The sequence below is a fragment of the Paenibacillus sp. RS8 genome (assembly GCF_041956825.1).
Taxonomy (GTDB): Bacteria; Bacillota; Bacilli; order Paenibacillales; family Paenibacillaceae; genus Paenibacillus_AQ.
In genome coordinates this window covers 3,903,423-3,923,418 of record NZ_CP168131.1, presented here as the reverse complement: position 1 = coordinate 3,923,418, position 19,996 = coordinate 3,903,423, and the positions used below count along the sequence as shown (strand labels likewise).

Genomic DNA, 19,996 nt, shown 5'->3' with positions numbered 1-19,996 from the left:
GGGCGTAAGCCATCCTCCCCTTAAATTTGAAAGAACAATCAGAGGCACTTATGTCCTCTGATTGCTTAGAAAGAAGAGTCCTGAACTTACTTCCGGATTTTGGCTGCAGCCTTCTCCATACGGTCCATCCATTCATCTGGTGTAATGGAACCTTGAAGCAATGCAATGGTTGCATCATTCTCTGCCTGCTCAATGTCCGCAGCCAATTTAAATACAGGAGCAACGATAGTGTCACTTCCGTTGAAGTACTTCATTGCCGTTTTAACAACATCACTTGCGCCTGAAGATTCCAGGTCTGCCTTAACGTTCATCAAAGCGCCTGTAAGCTCAGCCCAACGAACTGCGGCTTGCTTCGTAAAGATAAATTCAATAAATGCTTTTGCTGCATCTGGATTTTTAGCCTTCTTTGCAATGGCGATATTACTAGTGTAAGGAATCGCTACAAATTTACCGCCTGGCTTCTGCATAACGGAAGGAATGAATCCAAATTTGAAGCCTTCTGGTACATCTTTTTTCATTTCATTTTCGAGCCACAAGCCGTTAGGAATCATTGCATCTTTATGCTGCAAGAAGAGCATTTGGGAGTCTGTATGGCTCATCCCGAACGATGCGTTATCGAAGTAACCTTTGTCTCTCATATCAACGATTTTTTTCAAAGTATTCGCTACAGCATCATTTTTAAAAGATCCCTCTTTAGCTGCTTCTTGATCCTTTAAGATTTGCGGGTTGTCTCCATTCTCAGATACAAAGCCTGTATTTAAGAGCCCTCCTACGATGTAGTATGGGTATTTGCCGGTATGGATGTATGGATATACGCCATCTGCTTTGATTTTTTCACTAGTGGCAAGGAAGCTATCCCAATCTTTTGGAACATCCCAGCCCTTTTCAGTAAACAGGGTTTCATCATAGAAAGTTCCCCATGATCCGAATACGAGTGGAATCGTATAGTTTTTACCACTGTAGTCTTGTGGAGGTGCGATCAAGTTGCTCGTAAGCGCTTCGCCATCCACATTTTTCGCATCTTTAACCCAATCTGTAATATCCATTAATTGGTCATCAAGCACCATTTGTGTTTCGTTCGAACCTGCTCCATCGATGTATACGACATCTGGTGGATTACCTTGGATCCAGCGCGGCTTCATTTGCTCGTTGATCTGAGAACCTGCGGATTCTTTAATGTTCACATCTGGGTACTTCTTCTTGAATTCACCAATGACTTCTTTCCACCAACCGTCTCCATAACCGCCGACAAAGTATTGAATTTCGAGGTCTCCCGCTACTTCTGGCTCTTCGGGCTTGGGTTCGTCTGTCTTCACTGGCTCAGTCTGCGTCGCAGCTGTTGTTTTCTCAGGAGCTGGAGCTTCAGCCCCATTTGTCCCCCCGCCACATCCTGCCAGAGACAATACAATGGACATCATAACTAGACTTAATGCCGCTTTCTTTTTACCCTTGCTTTTCATTGGCTATCCCCCTCGAATAAACTTGCTCGACTTCTATAAGCACTTGATTTTTACAATTCTGACTGTAATTCCATTAACACTTTTCCATTATATAGGCTATAAAAACGTAACCACATGATCTCTTTTGATGTGGAGTTGATACTTTTTGTCCTATAGAACCTTTTTTATCAAGCATTAACGCCTTCTACGTCCTTATAAGGATGGTAAGCGTTAATGCGAGAAATATAAGGATAATGTATAGCATGAAACTTATATATTCAAAAAAAGGACACCTGAGTAAAAACTCAGATGTCCTTCTCTCAATTCAGTATTTTTTGAGCGATTGCTGCTAAATCCATAATGTCGATCTTTCCGTCATTATTAAGATCTGCACGCTTAGCTGTCTGCCAATCTGCACTGTTTTGATCTTTACCATAGTGCGAAGCTGCAATCGCCAAGTCACCGACACTCACTTTGCCATCGCCGTTAAGATCTCCGGATTTTATCGGCGGCTGCTCATCTGCCTTAATCTCTACTTCGATGTTTGAAAGATCGGCTTCAGTCTCCAGTCCATTCGCGTCACCAAATACAGCACTGCTTACCTTTATACTCGCTAACTCAGACTTCGTCACTGACTTTGCTTTGAAGCTCAGTTCAAGCACCCTGGCATCATCAGTTATACCAGTTCCCGTACTAGCCGTGATTAAGCGAATGGTTCCGATTGGATCATTTTTTGATTCTAACACCTGGATCCCATCGTTCACCGATTCACCCGAAATGTACTCCAGAAGGTTCTCGTCGTACTTCAATCGAATGTCTTGCGCATAGGTCGCATCCGTGACATTACTAACGCCCATGTCAACTGTAAAGGTCTGACCTTGATTTATCGACTTAGGCCCACTTAAAGTGATTGCAGTAGGTTCATTCCGTTCAACAGGAACATATTCGAAAGCATCAATCATCGCAATAGTATTCGAAGAGGCGTTGTTCTTCACCCCTTTCACGACAATCTTAATGGTATGTTCCCCTTTGGAGAGATCGGATTGATGGAATAATACCTGCTGCTTCATCGTCGATGGACCATATCCATCAACCCCCTCAGCGACTAGCCCCCCATCGAGATACACATCGAAATGTCCGTGGTTTGCCTGCAAAGCACTGATAAATTTAATCGATGTTCCTGTAAACGTGAACGACGCTGAAGCCCCTTGCTGATTACTAAAGCTTTCTGTGCCTTTGTAATCGCCTGCGTCACTGTAAGGACTCCACGTTCCGGTATACACAATCGACGGATCTTTATCATCTACCTTTATTGGAAGCACTGGTGGTTTTACACTGGATACAATCTTATATTGCTGTCCTTTCACTGTTGGGAATTCAATCAAGTTCCCATTCACCGTGAAGTTGATGGATTCCCCACTTTCTGCACGAACGACCTTGAATTTATTGGATTGTACAAATCCAGGGTATTTAACAGAAGCCTTATTACCCTGCTTAGAAGTAAGCAAGGCTTCTTTCAAGATCGTACCTTCCCAGCGCATATCCACTTCAAATCCACCTCTTGCAACAAGTCCTTTAACGTTTCCGGTAGCCCATGCATCGGGTAAAGCAGCTAATAAATCGATACTTCCAGTTTGGCTTTGTAGAAGCATTTCTGCGATTCCCGAAGTTGCTCCGAAGTTACCGTCGATTTGGAACGGTGGATGTGTATCAAACAAATTGTCGAGCGTGCTGCCTCTAAGCTGCTCACCTAACAGTTTATGTGCACGGTTACCATCAAGCAGACGTGCCCATAAATTGATCTTATTCGCTTTACTCCACCCCGTTCCACCATCGCCACGAGAATTCAAGGTGACTCTTGCTGCCGCAAATAACTCCGGATTATCCACTTCATTAATAAGCGTGCCTGGATACAAGCCGATCAAATGCGAGATATGACGGTGCTGATCTGTTGGACTATCGATATCATTCTTCCACTCCTGCACCTGCCCCCAGCTTCCGACCTGCGGCATCCATAGCTTGCTTCGTTTCTCCATGACCTCGTTACGCAGCTGTTCATCCACACCCAAGATTTCACTAGCCTTGATGAACTGTGTGAACAATTCCCAGACCAATTCCTGATCATAAGACACGCCGATGGATATATCCCCTTGCTCTGGTGAATACGAAGGAGATGACACTAGACTTCCGTCTGAATCTTCGACCAGATATTTAACCCAGAATTGTGTTGTTTCCTTGATAATGTCATACACTTGGCCTCTTAAAAGATCTTTATCTCCACTAAAAGCATAGTGATCCCACACCTGCTGCACCATGAAGGCATTGGCAGCCGGTGACCAGCCCCAGTAGAAGTCAGAGCCTGGCGCAGTATAACCAAATGGGTTGTTGACGGTATGAATCGCCCAACCTTCGCCTTCGATTCCATGATGTCTTTGAGCTGTTTCCCTACCCGGCTCGCGCAGAGAATCAATGTAATCAATGTACGGAATGTCGGTTTCCGCTAAATTAACCACTTCGGAGGGCCAGTAATTCATCTGCACATTGATATTCGTATGATAGTCACTGTTCCATGGTGGATTATTTACTTGATTCCATACCCCTTGTAGATTGGCAGGCAGTGAGCCTTCCCGGGAGGATGCGATAAGCAAATAACGACCATATTGGAAAAATAATGCCTCCAAGCTTCTTTTCTCTCCGTCACTAGCATTCGTTTTATAACCATTCAAAAGCTCATTCGTAGGGAGGTTTGTAGCAACCCCACCAAGATCAAGTGAAACTCTATCGAACAGTTCTTTGTAATCTGCCAAATGAGCTGCGCGCAACTGATTAAATGATTTGGCGGATGCTGTATTTAAGTTGGCTTCTACAACCTCTTTTGGCGTTTTATCACTCTTATACGTTGGATATTTATTGGCATAATCTGTCGCAGCAGTCATCAGGATTGTGACGGTATTCGCCCCGTTGACAGTAAGTTTCCCATCCTTCGCTGTTACAGTTCCTCCTTCATGCTGTACTTGAAGCTGAGCTTCGTATGCCATCTTATTACTGGGTACCTTCCCGCTTAGCGTTAATTTATTTCCTTCACCCTTAACGGTATTAGAAGGCTGAGCACCAGTAAGGCGAACATCAAAGGTCATCGGCTGGTTCTCTTCCGTTGTCAGTCTCATGACCAAAACCTTATCCGGATAACTGATAAAATACTCACGCTTGTATTTTACATTGCCCGAAGTATAGGACACTCTTGCCATGGCATCATTAAGATTCAATTCACGCCGATAATCAGAGTACGTCAGAGCACCGCTGTTCCCCGATGCGCTTGTCATCTCCATTTCGGACAATTGAATTTTGGTTCCACCTTTGCTTACAAGATCGAATTTATAAAACTTATAAGCTGTAGCATTGGAAAAAGTATATGATTTCTTCTGTTTGCGGCTAGCAAACTCTTCATTGGATCTGTTATCTAGTATGGTCCACTGCTTCCCGTCATTCGAGCCTTTCAGCGTCCAGCTCTTCGGATCCCGATCAGGCACATCATTCCCTGAAGTGAACGAATAGCCGGTAATTACCTTAGCCTCTTCATATGCCCACTGCACCCAAAAAGGTGGTGCTCCATCACCTGAATACCATTTCGTATTTACCGAACCATCGGTTAAATTGGAAATAGGCTCGCCGTATTGTGGATTATCCGAGCTCGCTGTTACCGTATACGCTGACTGACGGTTAAAATCTAAGAACACGTCACCAAATGCTTGATACGCACCGAAAGAAATATCACCAGCACCCATAACACCAGTAATCTTCCCTACAAGAGCCTTAGCTTCATTAACTTTCCCTTCTTTTAGAAGCTGTCTTATGGTCTCAACATGTTGCTGAGCACCGTCTTTAATACCATATTGATAATTTGAATCTGCTCCAGGCCCACCGCTCCACAGTGTCTTTTCATTAAATTGAATCCGCTCCTGCTCAACACCACCAAATACCATGCCACCCATATAACCGTTTCCGATAGGGAGCGCCTGCGTCTCCCAGTTCGTGGCCGGCGCTTGATACCATAATGACAAATCCTGATCTGCCGCAGCCGCAGTTTCAGCTGCCGACTGAACATCTGCATACACTCTTGGACCTAAGACACCATTAGACGGAAGTATGCTGATAAGTAGCTGTGAGCAAGCGATCCATACAGATAGTAGAATTGCAGTCTTTCTGACTAATCTACTTTTACCGATTGGCATGCGTTGATCCCCTCTCATAATAACAACCACTGATTGTAAAAATGAGGAAGCCTACTACTCCACAATCTTTTTCGCAAGTGCAGCAAGATCAGTAATATCTATTTTGCCGTCGTTGTTCAGATCTGCGTGCTTAATCTTACTCCAATCTGGACTGGAGGAATCCTTACCGTAATGCGCGGCCATGATTCCTAAGTCACCGATACTCACTTTGCCATCACCGTTAAGATCTCCAGTGAGACCAGTATCCTCAGGGGTAACTTCAACAGCCAAAGCGGAGCCCGTAACCTTCGTTTCTATACCGTTTACATCACCTATCGTTACATCAGATATCCGAACTTCACCGGACTTAGCTTCAAGTAATGGCTTCGCTTTGAAGTTTAGCTCCATTAGCTGAGTATTACCTAATACCCCATGGTCTGCACCCTCGCTGGCAAGGAGAAAACGACTCTGTCCAGGAACTGTAGTTACGGTTTCCACAACTTGCACACCATCCACCAATGACGTTCCAGATATGAAATCGACAATCTCTGTATTAAATTGAACTGTAATATCTTGTGCATATACAGGATCCTTGATCTGTTTTAAGCTCAGTTGAACTTTAAATTCTTCACCAGCGCTCACTTGCTTTGGACCTGTCAGAGTTGCTGAAGTACCTAGATCTCCAGAAGCTTTGGACTTTATAACCGAATTTAGCTTATTCTCACTGGACTGCGTGTCTAGTGCTATTCCATAAGCATTTCTAATGTCCAGATTCGTACCAAAGCCCGCTGCCAGTGGATATTCGCCTGAAGTAAGCTCCGGGAACTCCGCTTCAAAGACATATTCTGTGCCCGCTGCATTTGAACTCTTCAATTCAAATACAACATCTCTATCCCCAATCTTGCCTTTCAAAGTCCGATCACCATTAAGCATGACATAGTGATTAAAGACAGCTTTAATCTGGACTTTATCCTTAGCGGCATACCCTTCCGGTTGTGCTGATTCAAGCTTGATAGATTTCAACTTAGGATCTGGAATTTCTCCTTGACGCTGCCATTTGAGATATTCCGTATTGAATTTAATAAAGCTCATGGCTTCACTACCCGTTCCTTCATAGAAAAGACCAATTTCACCATTACCCAGATTAGATAAACTTGAATAGGCATAATAGCCTTCTTTGACCAGCTGGGAATACTTCCAATCAAACTTATATTTCGTTCTGCCGTTTGCGTAGGTTCCGTCTTCCTTAATTAACCCTACCTTTACCGTACCGTTAATTCTACTGGTCGAGTTAGCAGGGCTTGCGAAGATAACTGCTTCCTGCCCATCTATCTGACCGTCGTAACGAATCGCCGTCATTTGGCAGTAGGCAGCAATCAGATCACGTTCTGTCACAACTTCAGCATCCCAAGTCTCTCCACCATCAAAGCTGGTCGCGATTTGGGCAAACCCTGAATAATTCCGCATGAACATCTTTAGCTGTCCATCTGGCAACTCTACTACTTGCGCTTCTGTAAGCTCATTATTAGAACCATTAAAGGTTCTCTCATCAAGGGTAACCCCATCTACGACCCGCCCATGATTCGGAGACTCTCCGCGATTCCATGTTTTACCATGATCATCGCTGTAGATGGTTGCACTTGCTTGCCTGTTATTCTCATTCGTAAAGTACACGGGAAACACCAGTCTTCCAGCATGAGGACCTTTCGTTAATTGAATGCCGGTGCCCGGACCTGCCCCTAGAAATACCATCCATTCTTCCTTCACAGAAGGGTTTAAAGTTACAGGCCCCTCCCAAGTTGCCCCCTCATCATCACTGTGCCACAGCTCAAGATAAGAAGTAACAAGCGGTTTAAGCGGCGAATTACTGAGGAAAATGTTTCCGATATTTGTATTGTTCTCATATAAATTTCTCAAGGCGTCCACTCTGTAGGCAGTTTTTACATTTGAACTGTTATAGACTTCTCCATTCTCCCGAACGGTAAATTCCTGATTGCTCGAATTCTTCAGAAGTAAGTATTTCTCTCCATCGATCGTTTTGTATCCGGTACCTCTTTGCGAGGTAGGAAATCCTCCACCCTCGGGAAACCCAAGAACTAAAGAGAAAATCCGCTTCGTTTCCTTATCCTGCAGTAAGGACTGGTCTATGTTTGAGGCGTTGCCGGGATAGTTGTTGATTAGAATCCCATTACTCTCCCAAGTCTTTCCGTTATCCAGACTTCGTCTTACCATCATGTCAATATTAGCTGGTGAATCTCCTCCATGATTGATCCGCTTATCAATTCCTGCGATCAGTGTTCCATCCTCGGTGTACAGAAGTGACGGAATGCGGTATGCATTCGATCCGTACAGTCCTGGATAATAAACACTATACGGCTCAGTGATTAACGCCTGCTCAGGCAACGGATTTTGAACCGGAGTCTTACTTGTTACACTCGTTACAGCAATCAAATCTTGATCCGCCAGCGGTTCGTTATACACTTCTGCAAAGTCAATCTCTCCATTAAACGGATAGTTATTAGAACCGGATTTTCTCTCTGTTCTACCTAACTCGGCACGGTTTGGTGCATAAATATTATTCAGAAACTTTTTGGCTGTAGTTGTGTCTTGCTTGACGAGTTTCCCATCAAGGAAATACTTGTAACCTTTTTCTTTGTCTACAACCATGGCTACGGTATGCACTTCATTCTCTTTCACCGTAATATCAGCTTTAACATGGGTATTAGACGCTGTCTTCCCAGGCTCTTCATATCGGTTCTCACTACCGATGGCAGAAGGTGTGATATATAGATGAAAATGACCATTCGGCAACGTATTGTTACTTATAGAGAATAAGGACATAATCGTAGAACCCGTATAGCGGAACCGGACAATGATAGTCCCTTCATCTAAGGCTTTAAGCGCATCTACCTTATCATCCAGATTCGTAAAATTAGCATTTTGAATTTGTTTATTCTCTACTCTAAGCACAAGTCTTGGATCGGTCTGTTTGTCTTGTACTGCTGGATTGGCTAGCGCAGTGAATGGAAACATAACGGCCACCATCAGGATCGAAAGAATAATGATTGCGAATTTCTTCAAAATATTAGTCCTCCTTTGGTTTGGATAATCATGTATCTACTCGCCTTGACTACTCTTGTTCAACTATTTTCTTCGCAACTATTGCCAAATCAGCAACATCAATCTTACCGCTTCTATCGAGGTCAAGACGTTTCACAGCATCCCACTCCGAACTGCTCGAATCTATGCCATACTTTGCTGCGATAATTGCTAAGTCACCAATACTCACTTTACCATCACCATTCACGTCATTAGATAATTCCGTATTCACTGTGATCTGAATGGTTAAGGATTCCGGTTGGAGCACGGATTCTTCCCCTTGACTGTCACTTATTATCGCTTGAGTAAGCCGGATAACTCCCTCTGTGTCTTGTATTACATCTGCTGCTTTGAAACCAAGTTCAAAAATTTCAGCATCGCTAGTAATCGGATACTTACTACCCAAACTTGCCAAGAGAACCCGTAGCTTACCGGGGGTACTTGTAGATGGTTCATTGATAATAATTACGCCTTCCTGCAGAGAACGGATGGAATCTGGAATGTATTCCATGACAACCGGATCAAATTCAAAGGTAATGTCCTGTGCATACACATCATTGGAGACACTGATGATCCCATACTTCACGGTAAAAGACTCCCCCGGCGCAACAACCTTCTTACTCCCTACTAAAGTAGCTGAAGGCGTGGGATCAGATGCATCTGCGTTCACTACAGGGTTGGTAAAAGATACACAGCTTAAAATTACGGCGATAATGGTCATCATTACCGCCTTTTTGTACCATCGACTACTGTTCAAATTCTTCTCACCTCAGCTTATAATTTTTGTTCAGGATGTCAGCGTGTGTTATTGGTTTACGATCTGTCTCGCTAATTGAGCAAGATCTGTAATATCGATCTTTCCGTCACCATTCACATCCGCACGCTTCGCTTTCTGCCAATCAGGACTTGATGAATCTTTGCCGTAGTGTGCAGCAACGATAGCCAGGTCACCAATGCTGATTTTTCCGTCACCGTTAAGATCACCTGATACTCCTGTTTGCTCTGGTTTCACTTTTACAGCGATTGTAGCGGGTGCGGCTGTGGTCTCTGTTCCGTCTTCATCACCCAGCAGTATATCTGACACACTGATATTAACGGATACCATCTCCGATACTCCTTTTGCCTGGAATGTCAGCTCAGCAATTTGTTGATTTCCGCTTAATCCGTGTTCCGTACCTTCACTCGCCATAATCAAACGAAGCTTTCCAGGCGTTTTGGTTGACTCTTCAACAATCGAAACACCTTGGATCAGTGATTTAGCGGACACATAATCCATGCGGTCAGCATCATACTGAATGGTGATGTCCTGAGCAAATACCTTCCCGGAGATATTGTTCACATCATACCGGACAACAAAAGGCTTGCCGGAAGTAACGGATGAATCAGCACTCAATACGGCTTGCACTTGATCCGTTTCCTGCTGCACTTGATACACCGTAATCTCAGCTGCGGATGCGAATTCACCAACACCTTTTACAGCTTCCAGCTTAATGTGAGCCGCTTTCACCGGAGCGAAATTCACTTCTTTGAGCTGTTTGTTTCGCAGCCAGTTCCCGCTTGTTATGAGCGTGTAATTCACACCATCGGTGCTTGTGTACACGTTGTAAGCAGTAATTGTGCCATTACCTTCATCCGGCCGAGGTAAATATCCTAGCCTGCTGATGGTGTACTCTCCACCCAGATTCACCGTAATAGACTGTGGAAGTGGATCAACGTTAAACCACTTCGTATGCCAATGTGTATCCGGATCTCCGTCCAATGCCAAATTCGGATCGTTTGTGCCTGCTTGAGAGCTCGTAGCTTCTGCACTCATTTGACTTTGCGGAATTTCGGTTAGATTACTCTGTCCAATAACCGTCACCACACTTGTTGCTGTAAAACCGCCTTCTTCCGTCGTCGCAGTAATTGATGTCGTACCCTGCCCTTTTGGTGTGACCATTCCCTTACTGTCCACACTGGCAACACCAGGATCGCTGCTTACCCACTTAACAGTCTTATTACCGGCATTCTCAGGCTCAATGATCGCTTTCAATTGAACCGGTGCATCCAGCACCTTGAGGGAGAGTGTCTCACGATCAAGCTTTATACCAGTAACCTTCTGTCCGTCTTCCAGCGGGATACCGAACAGCTTGAATTCGCGAATAGCAGCCTTTGATTGAGCATCAGGCAGTCCGGTGATCGTAATTTTAGCGTATCTACCTTGGCTTCCAAATGTATCCTGAATCGTGCCAATTTCCTGATTATCAGTTCGATTCGTAACCGTAATCCAATTGGAGCTCGCGGTCTCCCGAACTTCAATTTTGTATTGATAAGCCTTGTTACTCTGTTCAAAAGAAACCTCAGAGGATTTAATAGAATGCATTATTCCGAGATCAACCGTCCAACTATGACCATTGTTCGTATCCGCTGCTGACCAGAATGTGTCCATATTCCCATCATTAGCGAGGCCAGCCGAATGCGCTTGATCCGCACTGTCCGCTGTAGCAGATTTACCTTCTGAAATTAATCGAACTTCAGGTGCAGCCTTCGGTGCCTCATAGACATCAACCTCCGAAGCCGAAGCGAATCCTCCAAGTGCAACAGCTGCTTCAAGCTTCACATAGCGGGTGGAAACACTATCGAAAAGGATATATTTCTTCAAGTTGTTTCTGAGCCATGTACCACTGGATACCTTCGTATATGTTTCTCCATCCGTGCTGACGTAAAGGTTGTATGAAGTAATCGTCCCGTTCCCAGCATCCAGTCGCGGTGCATACCGGAATTGGCTAACATTGCGAACCTTACCTAAATCGAGAATGATGGATTGCGGGAGCTTATCAGATCCATCCCATTTCGTATGCCATACTGAATTTCGGTCCCCATCAATCGCTTTAGCTGCTTCCGCACCCGGCTGGAAGCTTTTCGCTGAGGCTGTCATCTCATTTTTAGGTATCGCTGTCGGTGAAGGCTGTGATAGATCACGATACAGATTGATCTCTGCAGCAGATACGACATCCCCAACAGCTTCTATCGCTTCAAGTTTCACAAAAACAGCTTCTACTGTATCAAAATTCACCGTCTTCTCTAGCTTGTCATCATTCCATTGTCCACTGCTTACGAGCGTATAGTTAGTTCCATCCATACTCGTATACAGCTTGTAACCTGTAATTGTGCCGTCTTTGCCACCGTACTGTCTTGGCAAGTATTTCACTTTATTCACATACTGTTTAATCCCCAGGTCTAAAGTGATGCTCTGCTTACTTCCAGCATTTGCTGAAGAAAGCCATATCGATTCATAGCTGCCATCCAGTACATTAGCTGCCGGCGTATCCGAAGCCGCATTCGTTGCAGTTGCAATCATATCTTCCTGCGGAATACGACTTGGGTCTGTGTCCACCTGAGGCAGCTCAATTTTGACAGCATCTACAAGTGGAGTCGTATCTGCTGTAAAGCCTGCGACTTTCACGACAAATTCCTTTTCCGTTGATATGGATGGCGTTTTAATGTACAGGATACCGCCTTTATCTTGCTTAGCATAGTACCAGCCACTTGTTGCTCCATCCCATGCTGCTTTGGATTGCAATTCAAGATAGGATGTTCCATCTACAGAAATAGCCTCTGGATGATCTGGCATGTGGATCGAAAACTGATTCTTACGTGTCTCCAACTTGCCTTTATAGTCACCTACGCTTTCTCCAACCTTGATAATCAAATCTCCACGCCCTTGCTCAGGAGCGGTGGAGGTTATTAATGTTTTTGCAAATTTGCCTGTACGATGCTCCTTCGATGTACCATCATCTTCATACATCGTAAAGCTTGACGATTTATAAGGATAAATATCATAAGTAATTGGATCAGGAGGAACCTGACCGTCGTATAACGATTCAGGATACATCGGGATGATTGCCCCACCCTTTACTAGAAGCGGCAAACGATTCAGTGGAGCATTGTATTCGTCTAGCATTTTTGACCCGTAATGTTCCTCTCCTGTCCAGTAATCGATCCATTTTCCTTTCGGAAGGTATATTCCGTTTCGCATTGTCGTGTCGGTATATACTGGCGCAACCAGGAATGATTCCCCGGACATGAATTGATACTGTGTTAACGTTCCCTTCGAGTTCGGATCATTTGGATATGAATAGATCATTCCCCGCATGATCGGAGCTCCAGACTCGTAAGACTCATTGAGATAGGTATACAAATATGGTGTCAATTGCTGTCTTAGCTTCAATGCATCTCTGTTATAGCTCGTATAAGGTTCCCCCCATACCCAAGGCTGCTTATCTTTGGCTGCCCAACCAGACATGTTCATCAGGATTGGAGTGAAGATCTTCCACTGCAAGTCTCTTACGTAGGTTTTAGCGCTTCCTCCGAAAATCCCATCAATATCACCGGTTGAGTACGGCATCCCAGATAGCCCCGCCCCGATCATCGACGGGATATGGAATCGAATGTATTCCCAGTTGCCCGACTGGTCTCCGGACCATACGGTAGAATATCGCTGGGTACCTGCCCAGCCACCAACGGACCAGACATAACCTCTGTCATCAGAGTTATCTTCAATTCCTGTAAACGCCTGTTTGCTGGCACCCAGGGCGAAATCGTATCCAGGTCCCACCCAGGCAACGTCGAGTTTAGCGAGTCTTGTACCCTCTACGCCGACTTCTTGTGCGATTTTATCAACACCATTTTGAGTCCATAATCCGGTATAGAAACCTTCCTTATGTAGTTCGTCAACGGTGTTGCCTAGATCTGTATAACCGCAACCGTATCCATCATTCGGTAAAATCCAGGCTCCTGGCATATCATTTTCCCGATATTTTTTAGCAATAAGGTTAACAACATCGGAGGTCTTTTCTGGATCTCTGTTGTAACAATCCGCATCACCAAGTCCCATACCCCAACGAGGAATCAAGGACGGTTTACCAGTAAGATCTGTATACGCGTTCAAAATATCGTTCATTGTCTCACCATAGAAATAATAAGCATCAAACCGATTTTCGTTATGCGTCAGCTTGACGGTCGAATCAAAATCATAAGTACCGCTTTGAAAAGTGTTACGGAGTACTCCGTACCCTGCAGTACTCAAGTAAAATGGTGCAGGATTCGAAACCGTACCGCTTCCCCAATCCCCATAGTTGTTAGCGATGGTAATTTTGCGATCACGATGATTGAAGTATCCATTCTGCATACCGCCGCCGTAGAAATATTCATCCTCACCCCGGATTAGCTGTTGTGAGGCTTACTGTCCGTTATAGTTCAAGCTAGCGGATTCTTCCCACACCACTGTTTGATTGTCACTTTTGTACATGGCGAACTTTAACGGATTTTTATAGGCTCTCAGCACGAATTTTCCAGTTTCCATCTTGTAATACGTGCCTTCATCAGACCACTTAACATTAACGGGTCCGAAATCATCCTTGATGACGATTGGCTCGATCGGCTTTTCCGCGCTTTTTCCTGTCAATTCCTTGAACTGCCCATTCACACCAAGCCAAATCCGGAACATATCCTCCCGCTGAAAAATCACTTTAATCTTGTCAGAGCCTGACGTGATCTCAAACGTGTTATTATCTTTCTTTACGAAGTCAGAAATGTTGCCAACGGAAGCACCGTGGGCGGTTTCCGGGCGAATCATGAGTCCTGTAACCACAAGGATCATGAGTGCAAGCATCCACATCCCAAAGCGATTATAAATGGTTCTCAATCCATTCCCTCCATTCAAATGAAACGGCAAGACAGGATACAGCCTTCACTGTAGTTTAAATTCCTTGTCTTGCCGCTTGGATTCATGTTGCCATTGGGCTAAGTTTATTACTGCAGTATTTTCTGGGCGATAAATGCTAAATCACTAATGTCTACCTTACCGTCCTTGTTCACATCGGATTTCTTGAACTTGCTCCAGTCCGAATCAGCTGATGTTTTTCCATAGGCAGCTGCAGCAATGGATAAGTCACCGATCGAGAATTTACCATCTCCGTTAAGATCACCGATCTCTCCAGAAGGTTTAATAACGGATTCCAAGAATGTGCTCAGTGCAGTAGTCAGGTCAAGGATCGACTGATCTACTTCGGATTGTTCAGCACGGGTATCATCAGCTACGCCTTGAGCTTTACGAATCGCATCTTGAAGCACTGCCTTAGAACCAACTGGATACTGCCCTTCCTCGGTACCTTCTTCTGCCGCATCTAGTTTATTTTGCGCATTGGTAATAAGGCTAATAAGAGCTTCTTTATTAACGGTTGAACCTTTCTTGATCACCACTAAATGTGAACCGCCAGGCAGCTCTTTCTCTTCGCCGAGACCATTGGCAATCTGCAATTTAGCAAGACTGATCGTCGCAGATCCTTCTTTCTCTGCTGCATTCGCACTAAATCGAAGTTTTAACGTGTCTCCCTTAGCTTCGTTACCCTTTGGATTCGCAAGAATGATGCGAACTTGACCCGAAGTTTTTAATTCATTGACGATCATCGTATTCTCATCCGCTTTTTCGGCAGATATATACTCGAGCTGAGCTGGATCATACGTGAAAGTCAAATCCTGGGCGTATGCTTCCTTTGGTGTACTGCCGAGGCTGTAGACCAAGTCAAAGGTCTTACCAGCTATAACTTCATCAGGGCCTGTAAGATGAGAATCCGGTTCTGGCTCTGGTTCATCTTCTTTGATCAACTTGGCGTCCGCCCAGTCACCATGGTCCTCCTCGTTACCGTCACCGTTATCTAAGACAACAAGCTTTAATTCCTTGACACTACTAACGTCTAATCTTACTTCTTTGGCTGGTGTAGCGGCTCTCATTAATCCACTGTCATAGGCTTTTTTCCCGTCAAGGAACACCTGGAACACGATCGTATTCTTACCAGCAGCCGTGCTGCCGATTTCTTGGTCAACCCCGACGATGCTCTCAAAGGTTTTGAAATGTTGTCCGCTCAGATCATAAATGATTTCTGAGTTCGCATGCGTACCCATCCCTTTTTCATAAGTTTCGACTCCAGAGGATCCCTTAAGGCGGATCGGCTGGCCTTCCACGCTCTTATCCTTCTGTACCGTCATCCATCCTGACGTTGCACTTTTCCAATCCATATCGCTAAGATAGTAATCTACCACATTAAACTTAATTTCATAGGTTTTAGTAGTCTTTCCGTCGGCAGAGGTCGCAGTAACTACAGTTGTTCCGGTTAGATCTTTAGCCGGTTTGATATCAATCACGACGCTATCACCTGCAGCTACAGCCGTAACGACAGGCACCTTCGTTGTGCCACGTAGCAAATTGTAGGTATAACTGGTCTTTTCTGGATCAAATCCCGCTAAAGCTTTCCCGTCTATTTTAATCGCCCCAACAAGATGGACAGTGGAGATCCCCTTACTCAAGCTCATGAGATCGGTTGTGTTAGACGGAATAGGTCTAAGCGTATAGCTGTAGTTATACGTCTTATTAGCTAGAAGCATATACGGAGCATGAGGTTTAGCTCCCCAGCTGTTGTCTCCTCCGAGTCCTATCTGCTTATAATTCAGTCGAAGTGTAATATCTTCTCGATATGGCACTTCATGTGGATGTTTTGGACCGTCAAGGTCCTCTGGTGTATGATGCAAAGCATTGGCTTCAATGGTAGGACTTCCAATGGCCATGAGCCCTGCTCCATCGTTATTGGTCAATGCAACCCAGCGTACATCCGTTTTATTACCTGTTTCTGAAGGCTCAATATAAGGGAAGAACTGATCTTTAACTGTACCGCTATATTGACCAACATCCGAGCCTGAATTACGGTCCTGATAATTCTCTTGTGGACCGCGTCCGTACCACGACATCTGCTCAAACTGCCCCGGAATCGTCATGAGATTACCGACTTCAGGAATCTCCGGCAGACTTGCAGCACCCGGCTTCAATTCGCTGGCTACCTTGATATCTCCATTGCCAAAAATCGTATAAGAGATCTTATACGTAGATACGGTCGATGTCGGAAGTGTTTCTTCAACATCGATCCGCACAGCCTTCTCTCCGATTTTGGTTACATTAACGCGTGTGACGGTTCTATTCTTCCCTGCATTTTTCCACGTTGCCGTTCTGCCCGCATGACCGTTCCCTTTGTCATTGTCGATCGGGGCTCTCCAGAAATTCGGCACAGGTCCATTCTTAATCAGGTCAGTCCCATCGTAGCGGTATGAATCAAGCGTGCCTGTTGTTTTGTTAAATACAATCTGCATATCTTCCGCAGATACGCTGATACGTTCCGTAGTTTCATCCACATTTAAGTCCGACATTGTTGAAAGATCAAGTGCCGATGAATGGTCTGAATCCACTGGAAGTTTAAACTGCTGTTTAGCAATTTCATGCCCTTTTTTCGCCCATAATGTGTCCTTCTTCAATTTAAAGCTAATATTTATCCAGTACTCCACACCAGGTTTAGAGGAAGGCAGCTTATACGGAAGGGTCACCTGTTTCGTGGAAAGGCCCGGTACATTCAGGGATGACGCATCGATAACTCCCTCTTCAATCACCTGATTATCCGCTCTAACTTCCCAGGTTCCTTCGTACTCATTGAGATTTGTGAACAAGAACTCATTTTTAAGCTCGATCGTTCCAGCACTCAAATCCATGGCTTTTACCAAAATATCTTGATAGACCTGCTTTACTTCCCATAGCTCAGGCTGAACAACACGGTCAGCTGTAATTAGACCATTCGCCATGAAATTACCGTCATTCGGGGAATCTCCAAAGTCTCCACCGTAGGCAAAATACTCAGTCGATTCAAGTGTCTCTGATTTAGCATCCTCCGAATTAAAATCCATCCAGAGAACCGTGCTGCTGTCCGCAGTCCGTCCATTATCATTCAGCTCTTCGAGGGTTAATCCCCTGTTGTAGATACGAACCTTGTCAAACATCATGTTAGAAGACCTACCCATTTCCGTATCTTTACCGATCGCAAGCGGATAGGTGCTTGCTGCGATATTTCCTGTAAATGCCTTTGTAGCAACAATTTTTCCATCTACAAAAAGCTTCAGATCTGTTCCGTTATACGTGCCAGCCAGATGATGCCAGTTATTCAGCCAATTTGTCGGCAAATCCGCAGTAGCAGCTGTCCATACACCGTTTCGGTAAACAAAAAATTCAAGCTTGTTATTCCCGTTCATCTTTAATGCAAACTGTGTATCTCCTTTTGCCACAATCGGACTGTTCGCAATGTTCGCAAGCGGTTTAACCCACGCTTCCACCGTTAACGGCCCTGTAAGATTAAACTTGGACTCATTAGGTAGTGTCACAGAAGGCACAGAACTTTTACCAGGTTTTAAAACACCAACCACATCACCGTCATTAGAAGCGATCACACCGGTATAATCCGCTTCGTAGGAATGAGTAGCATCTGTTAGATAGGTTCGCTCGGTTGGTGTACTTACCCGAACCGCTTGATCTACCCAGTCCCAAATATATCCACCTTGCAAATTCGGATATTTGCGTATAATATCCCAGTATTCTTGCAGATTTCCAACACTGTTCCCCATTGCGTGAGCATATTCACACAAAATGTATGGGCGTGGATCACTGCTTTTCGCATACGTCTCTACCGTCGTAACCGGAGAGTACATCTGGCTGACCATATCGGTAACTCTCGGATCGTTATAACCCTCATAATGAATTGGCCGAGTAGGATCCAGACTGCGAATGTATTCAGATTGTGCGATAAAGTTAGATCCCGAACCAGATTCATTACCAAGTGACCAGATCAGAACAGATGGATGGTTCTTATCGCGCTCGACCAGACTCGCAGAACGATCCTTGACATTCTCTAACCACTCCGGTTTATTCGTCGGAACTGAACTCCAGACCCCATGCGTTTCAAGGTTCACTTCGTTCAAAATATAAATGCCATAACGGTTTGCAAGATCATACCAAAACGGATGGTTCGGATAATGGGACGTCCGCACACTATTCACATTAAACTGCTTCATTAATTCTATGTCTTTAATCATGAGATCCAGATCGAGCGTCCGCCCCGTGTCTGGACTAGTTTCATGACGATTCACACCTTTGAGCAAGATCGGCTTACCGTTCAGCTTCATCTGCTGCTTACCGCTACCGCCTTCCTCAACCTCAATTTCAAACTCTCTAAACCCAACTTTTGTTCCAGCAGCTTCGATCACACGTCCACTTGAGTCTTTCAGGCTAAAGACAAGAGTGTACAGATTCGGAGCCTCGGCTGACCATTTCAGCGGATTCATCACTTGTTTCGATCCACTAATCTCCATCTCAGACTTTCCATTCACTTTGGCGTCCATAGTGATTGGCTCTTGAAACACAGGTTGTTCGTTCACATCGTATAGCATGGCTTCAACGGTATGACTACCCGGTGCTGCATCAATTAAATTACGAACATCTACCTTTACATTCAGTGAGGCGTCTTTATACTGTGCATCCAAATCAGTCACTACCGTAAAATCTCTGATCTGAACGGATGGAGTGCTATACATGAACACATCCCGAATGATACCGCTAAGACGAAGGAAATCCTGATCTTCAAGCCAACTTCCATCTGACCAACGGTACACCTCAACCGACAGTTTATTGTCTCCTGCTTTCAAATAAGGGGTAATGTTAAAGTCTTTGGCTGTAAAGCTATCCTCGCTGTAACCGACCTGCTGGCCATTTATCCAGACATAAAATGCACTTTCCACTCCCTGAAAGGAGAGGAATACCTGTCTGCCGTCCCAGTTATCAGGAACTTTAAATGTCCGCTGATATGAACCTACCGGGTTGTATTCCGTTGGAGCATACGGAGGTTGAACATTTGTGCTATTGCCATTCCCCCAGAAAGGATAGGTTACGTTCGTATAAATAGGAAAATCATGTCCCTGGAGCTGCCAATCCCCAGGAACTTTAATTTCTTCCCATGCGCTTGTATCATAAGTTTCTTTGTAGAAATCTATCGGCCTGGAAGCTGGATTCTTCGCCATGTTAAATTTCCATTGTCCATTCAAGGATTGATAATACGGCGAGGGGTTCTCCAGCATAGCCGATATCATATCCGCGCCTTTCAGCGCGGACTTGACGTCACCATATGGAATGAATGAAGCATGAGCGGGTTCACGGTTGATCTGGAAGACATCCGGATTGTTATTCCATTCGGGATAATCTGCCGAGACGGCCGCATTCGCTTTAAGTCCTGTAAAGCTCGTGGAAATCATGGATATAAATAATAAGCACAGCATAGCTCGCCTTAGTTTCATATGATTTTTCACCGTCCACTTCATTTATTTAGAGAGATAATACAACCT

General features: G+C 44.7%; 7 protein-coding genes. All 7 read right to left on the bottom strand.

What is annotated here, in order from left to right; all coding sequences use genetic code 11:
• Nucleotides 1–86 precede the first annotated feature (86 nt).
• Nucleotides 87–1,460, bottom strand: coding sequence for an extracellular solute-binding protein (locus ACDZ28_RS18625; RefSeq protein ID WP_375102465.1), 1,374 nt, complete (start codon nucleotides 1,458–1,460; stop codon nucleotides 87–89).
• 299 nt (nucleotides 1,461–1,759) lie between these two features.
• A complete protein-coding gene (locus ACDZ28_RS18620; RefSeq protein ID WP_375102464.1) occupies nucleotides 1,760–5,671 on the bottom strand; it encodes a glycoside hydrolase N-terminal domain-containing protein in 3,912 nt (1,303 codons plus the stop codon).
• A 54-nt stretch (nucleotides 5,672–5,725) separates the two neighbouring features.
• Nucleotides 5,726–8,731 carry a sialidase domain-containing protein gene (locus tag ACDZ28_RS18615; RefSeq protein ID WP_375102463.1) on the bottom strand — a complete coding sequence of 1,002 codons (3,006 nt, stop codon included), beginning with the start codon at nucleotides 8,729–8,731 and terminating at the stop codon, nucleotides 5,726–5,728.
• A 49-nt stretch (nucleotides 8,732–8,780) separates the two neighbouring features.
• Nucleotides 8,781–9,506 (bottom strand): cohesin domain-containing protein, encoded by a 726-nt coding sequence (locus tag ACDZ28_RS18610; protein WP_375102462.1) that lies wholly within the window; start codon nucleotides 9,504–9,506, stop codon nucleotides 8,781–8,783.
• A 48-nt stretch (nucleotides 9,507–9,554) separates the two neighbouring features.
• Nucleotides 9,555–13,919 carry a discoidin domain-containing protein gene (locus ACDZ28_RS18605; RefSeq protein ID WP_375102461.1) on the bottom strand — a complete coding sequence of 1,455 codons (4,365 nt, stop codon included), beginning with the start codon at nucleotides 13,917–13,919 and terminating at the stop codon, nucleotides 9,555–9,557.
• A 51-nt stretch (nucleotides 13,920–13,970) separates the two neighbouring features.
• Nucleotides 13,971–14,435 (bottom strand): DUF4968 domain-containing protein, encoded by a 465-nt coding sequence (locus tag ACDZ28_RS18600; protein WP_375102460.1) that lies wholly within the window; start codon nucleotides 14,433–14,435, stop codon nucleotides 13,971–13,973.
• 107 nt (nucleotides 14,436–14,542) lie between these two features.
• Complete coding sequence (locus tag ACDZ28_RS18595; protein ID WP_375102459.1) at nucleotides 14,543–19,906, bottom strand: glycoside hydrolase family 2 TIM barrel-domain containing protein; 5,364 nt, start codon at nucleotides 19,904–19,906, stop codon at nucleotides 14,543–14,545.
• Between the last annotated feature and the right edge of the window lie 90 nt (nucleotides 19,907–19,996).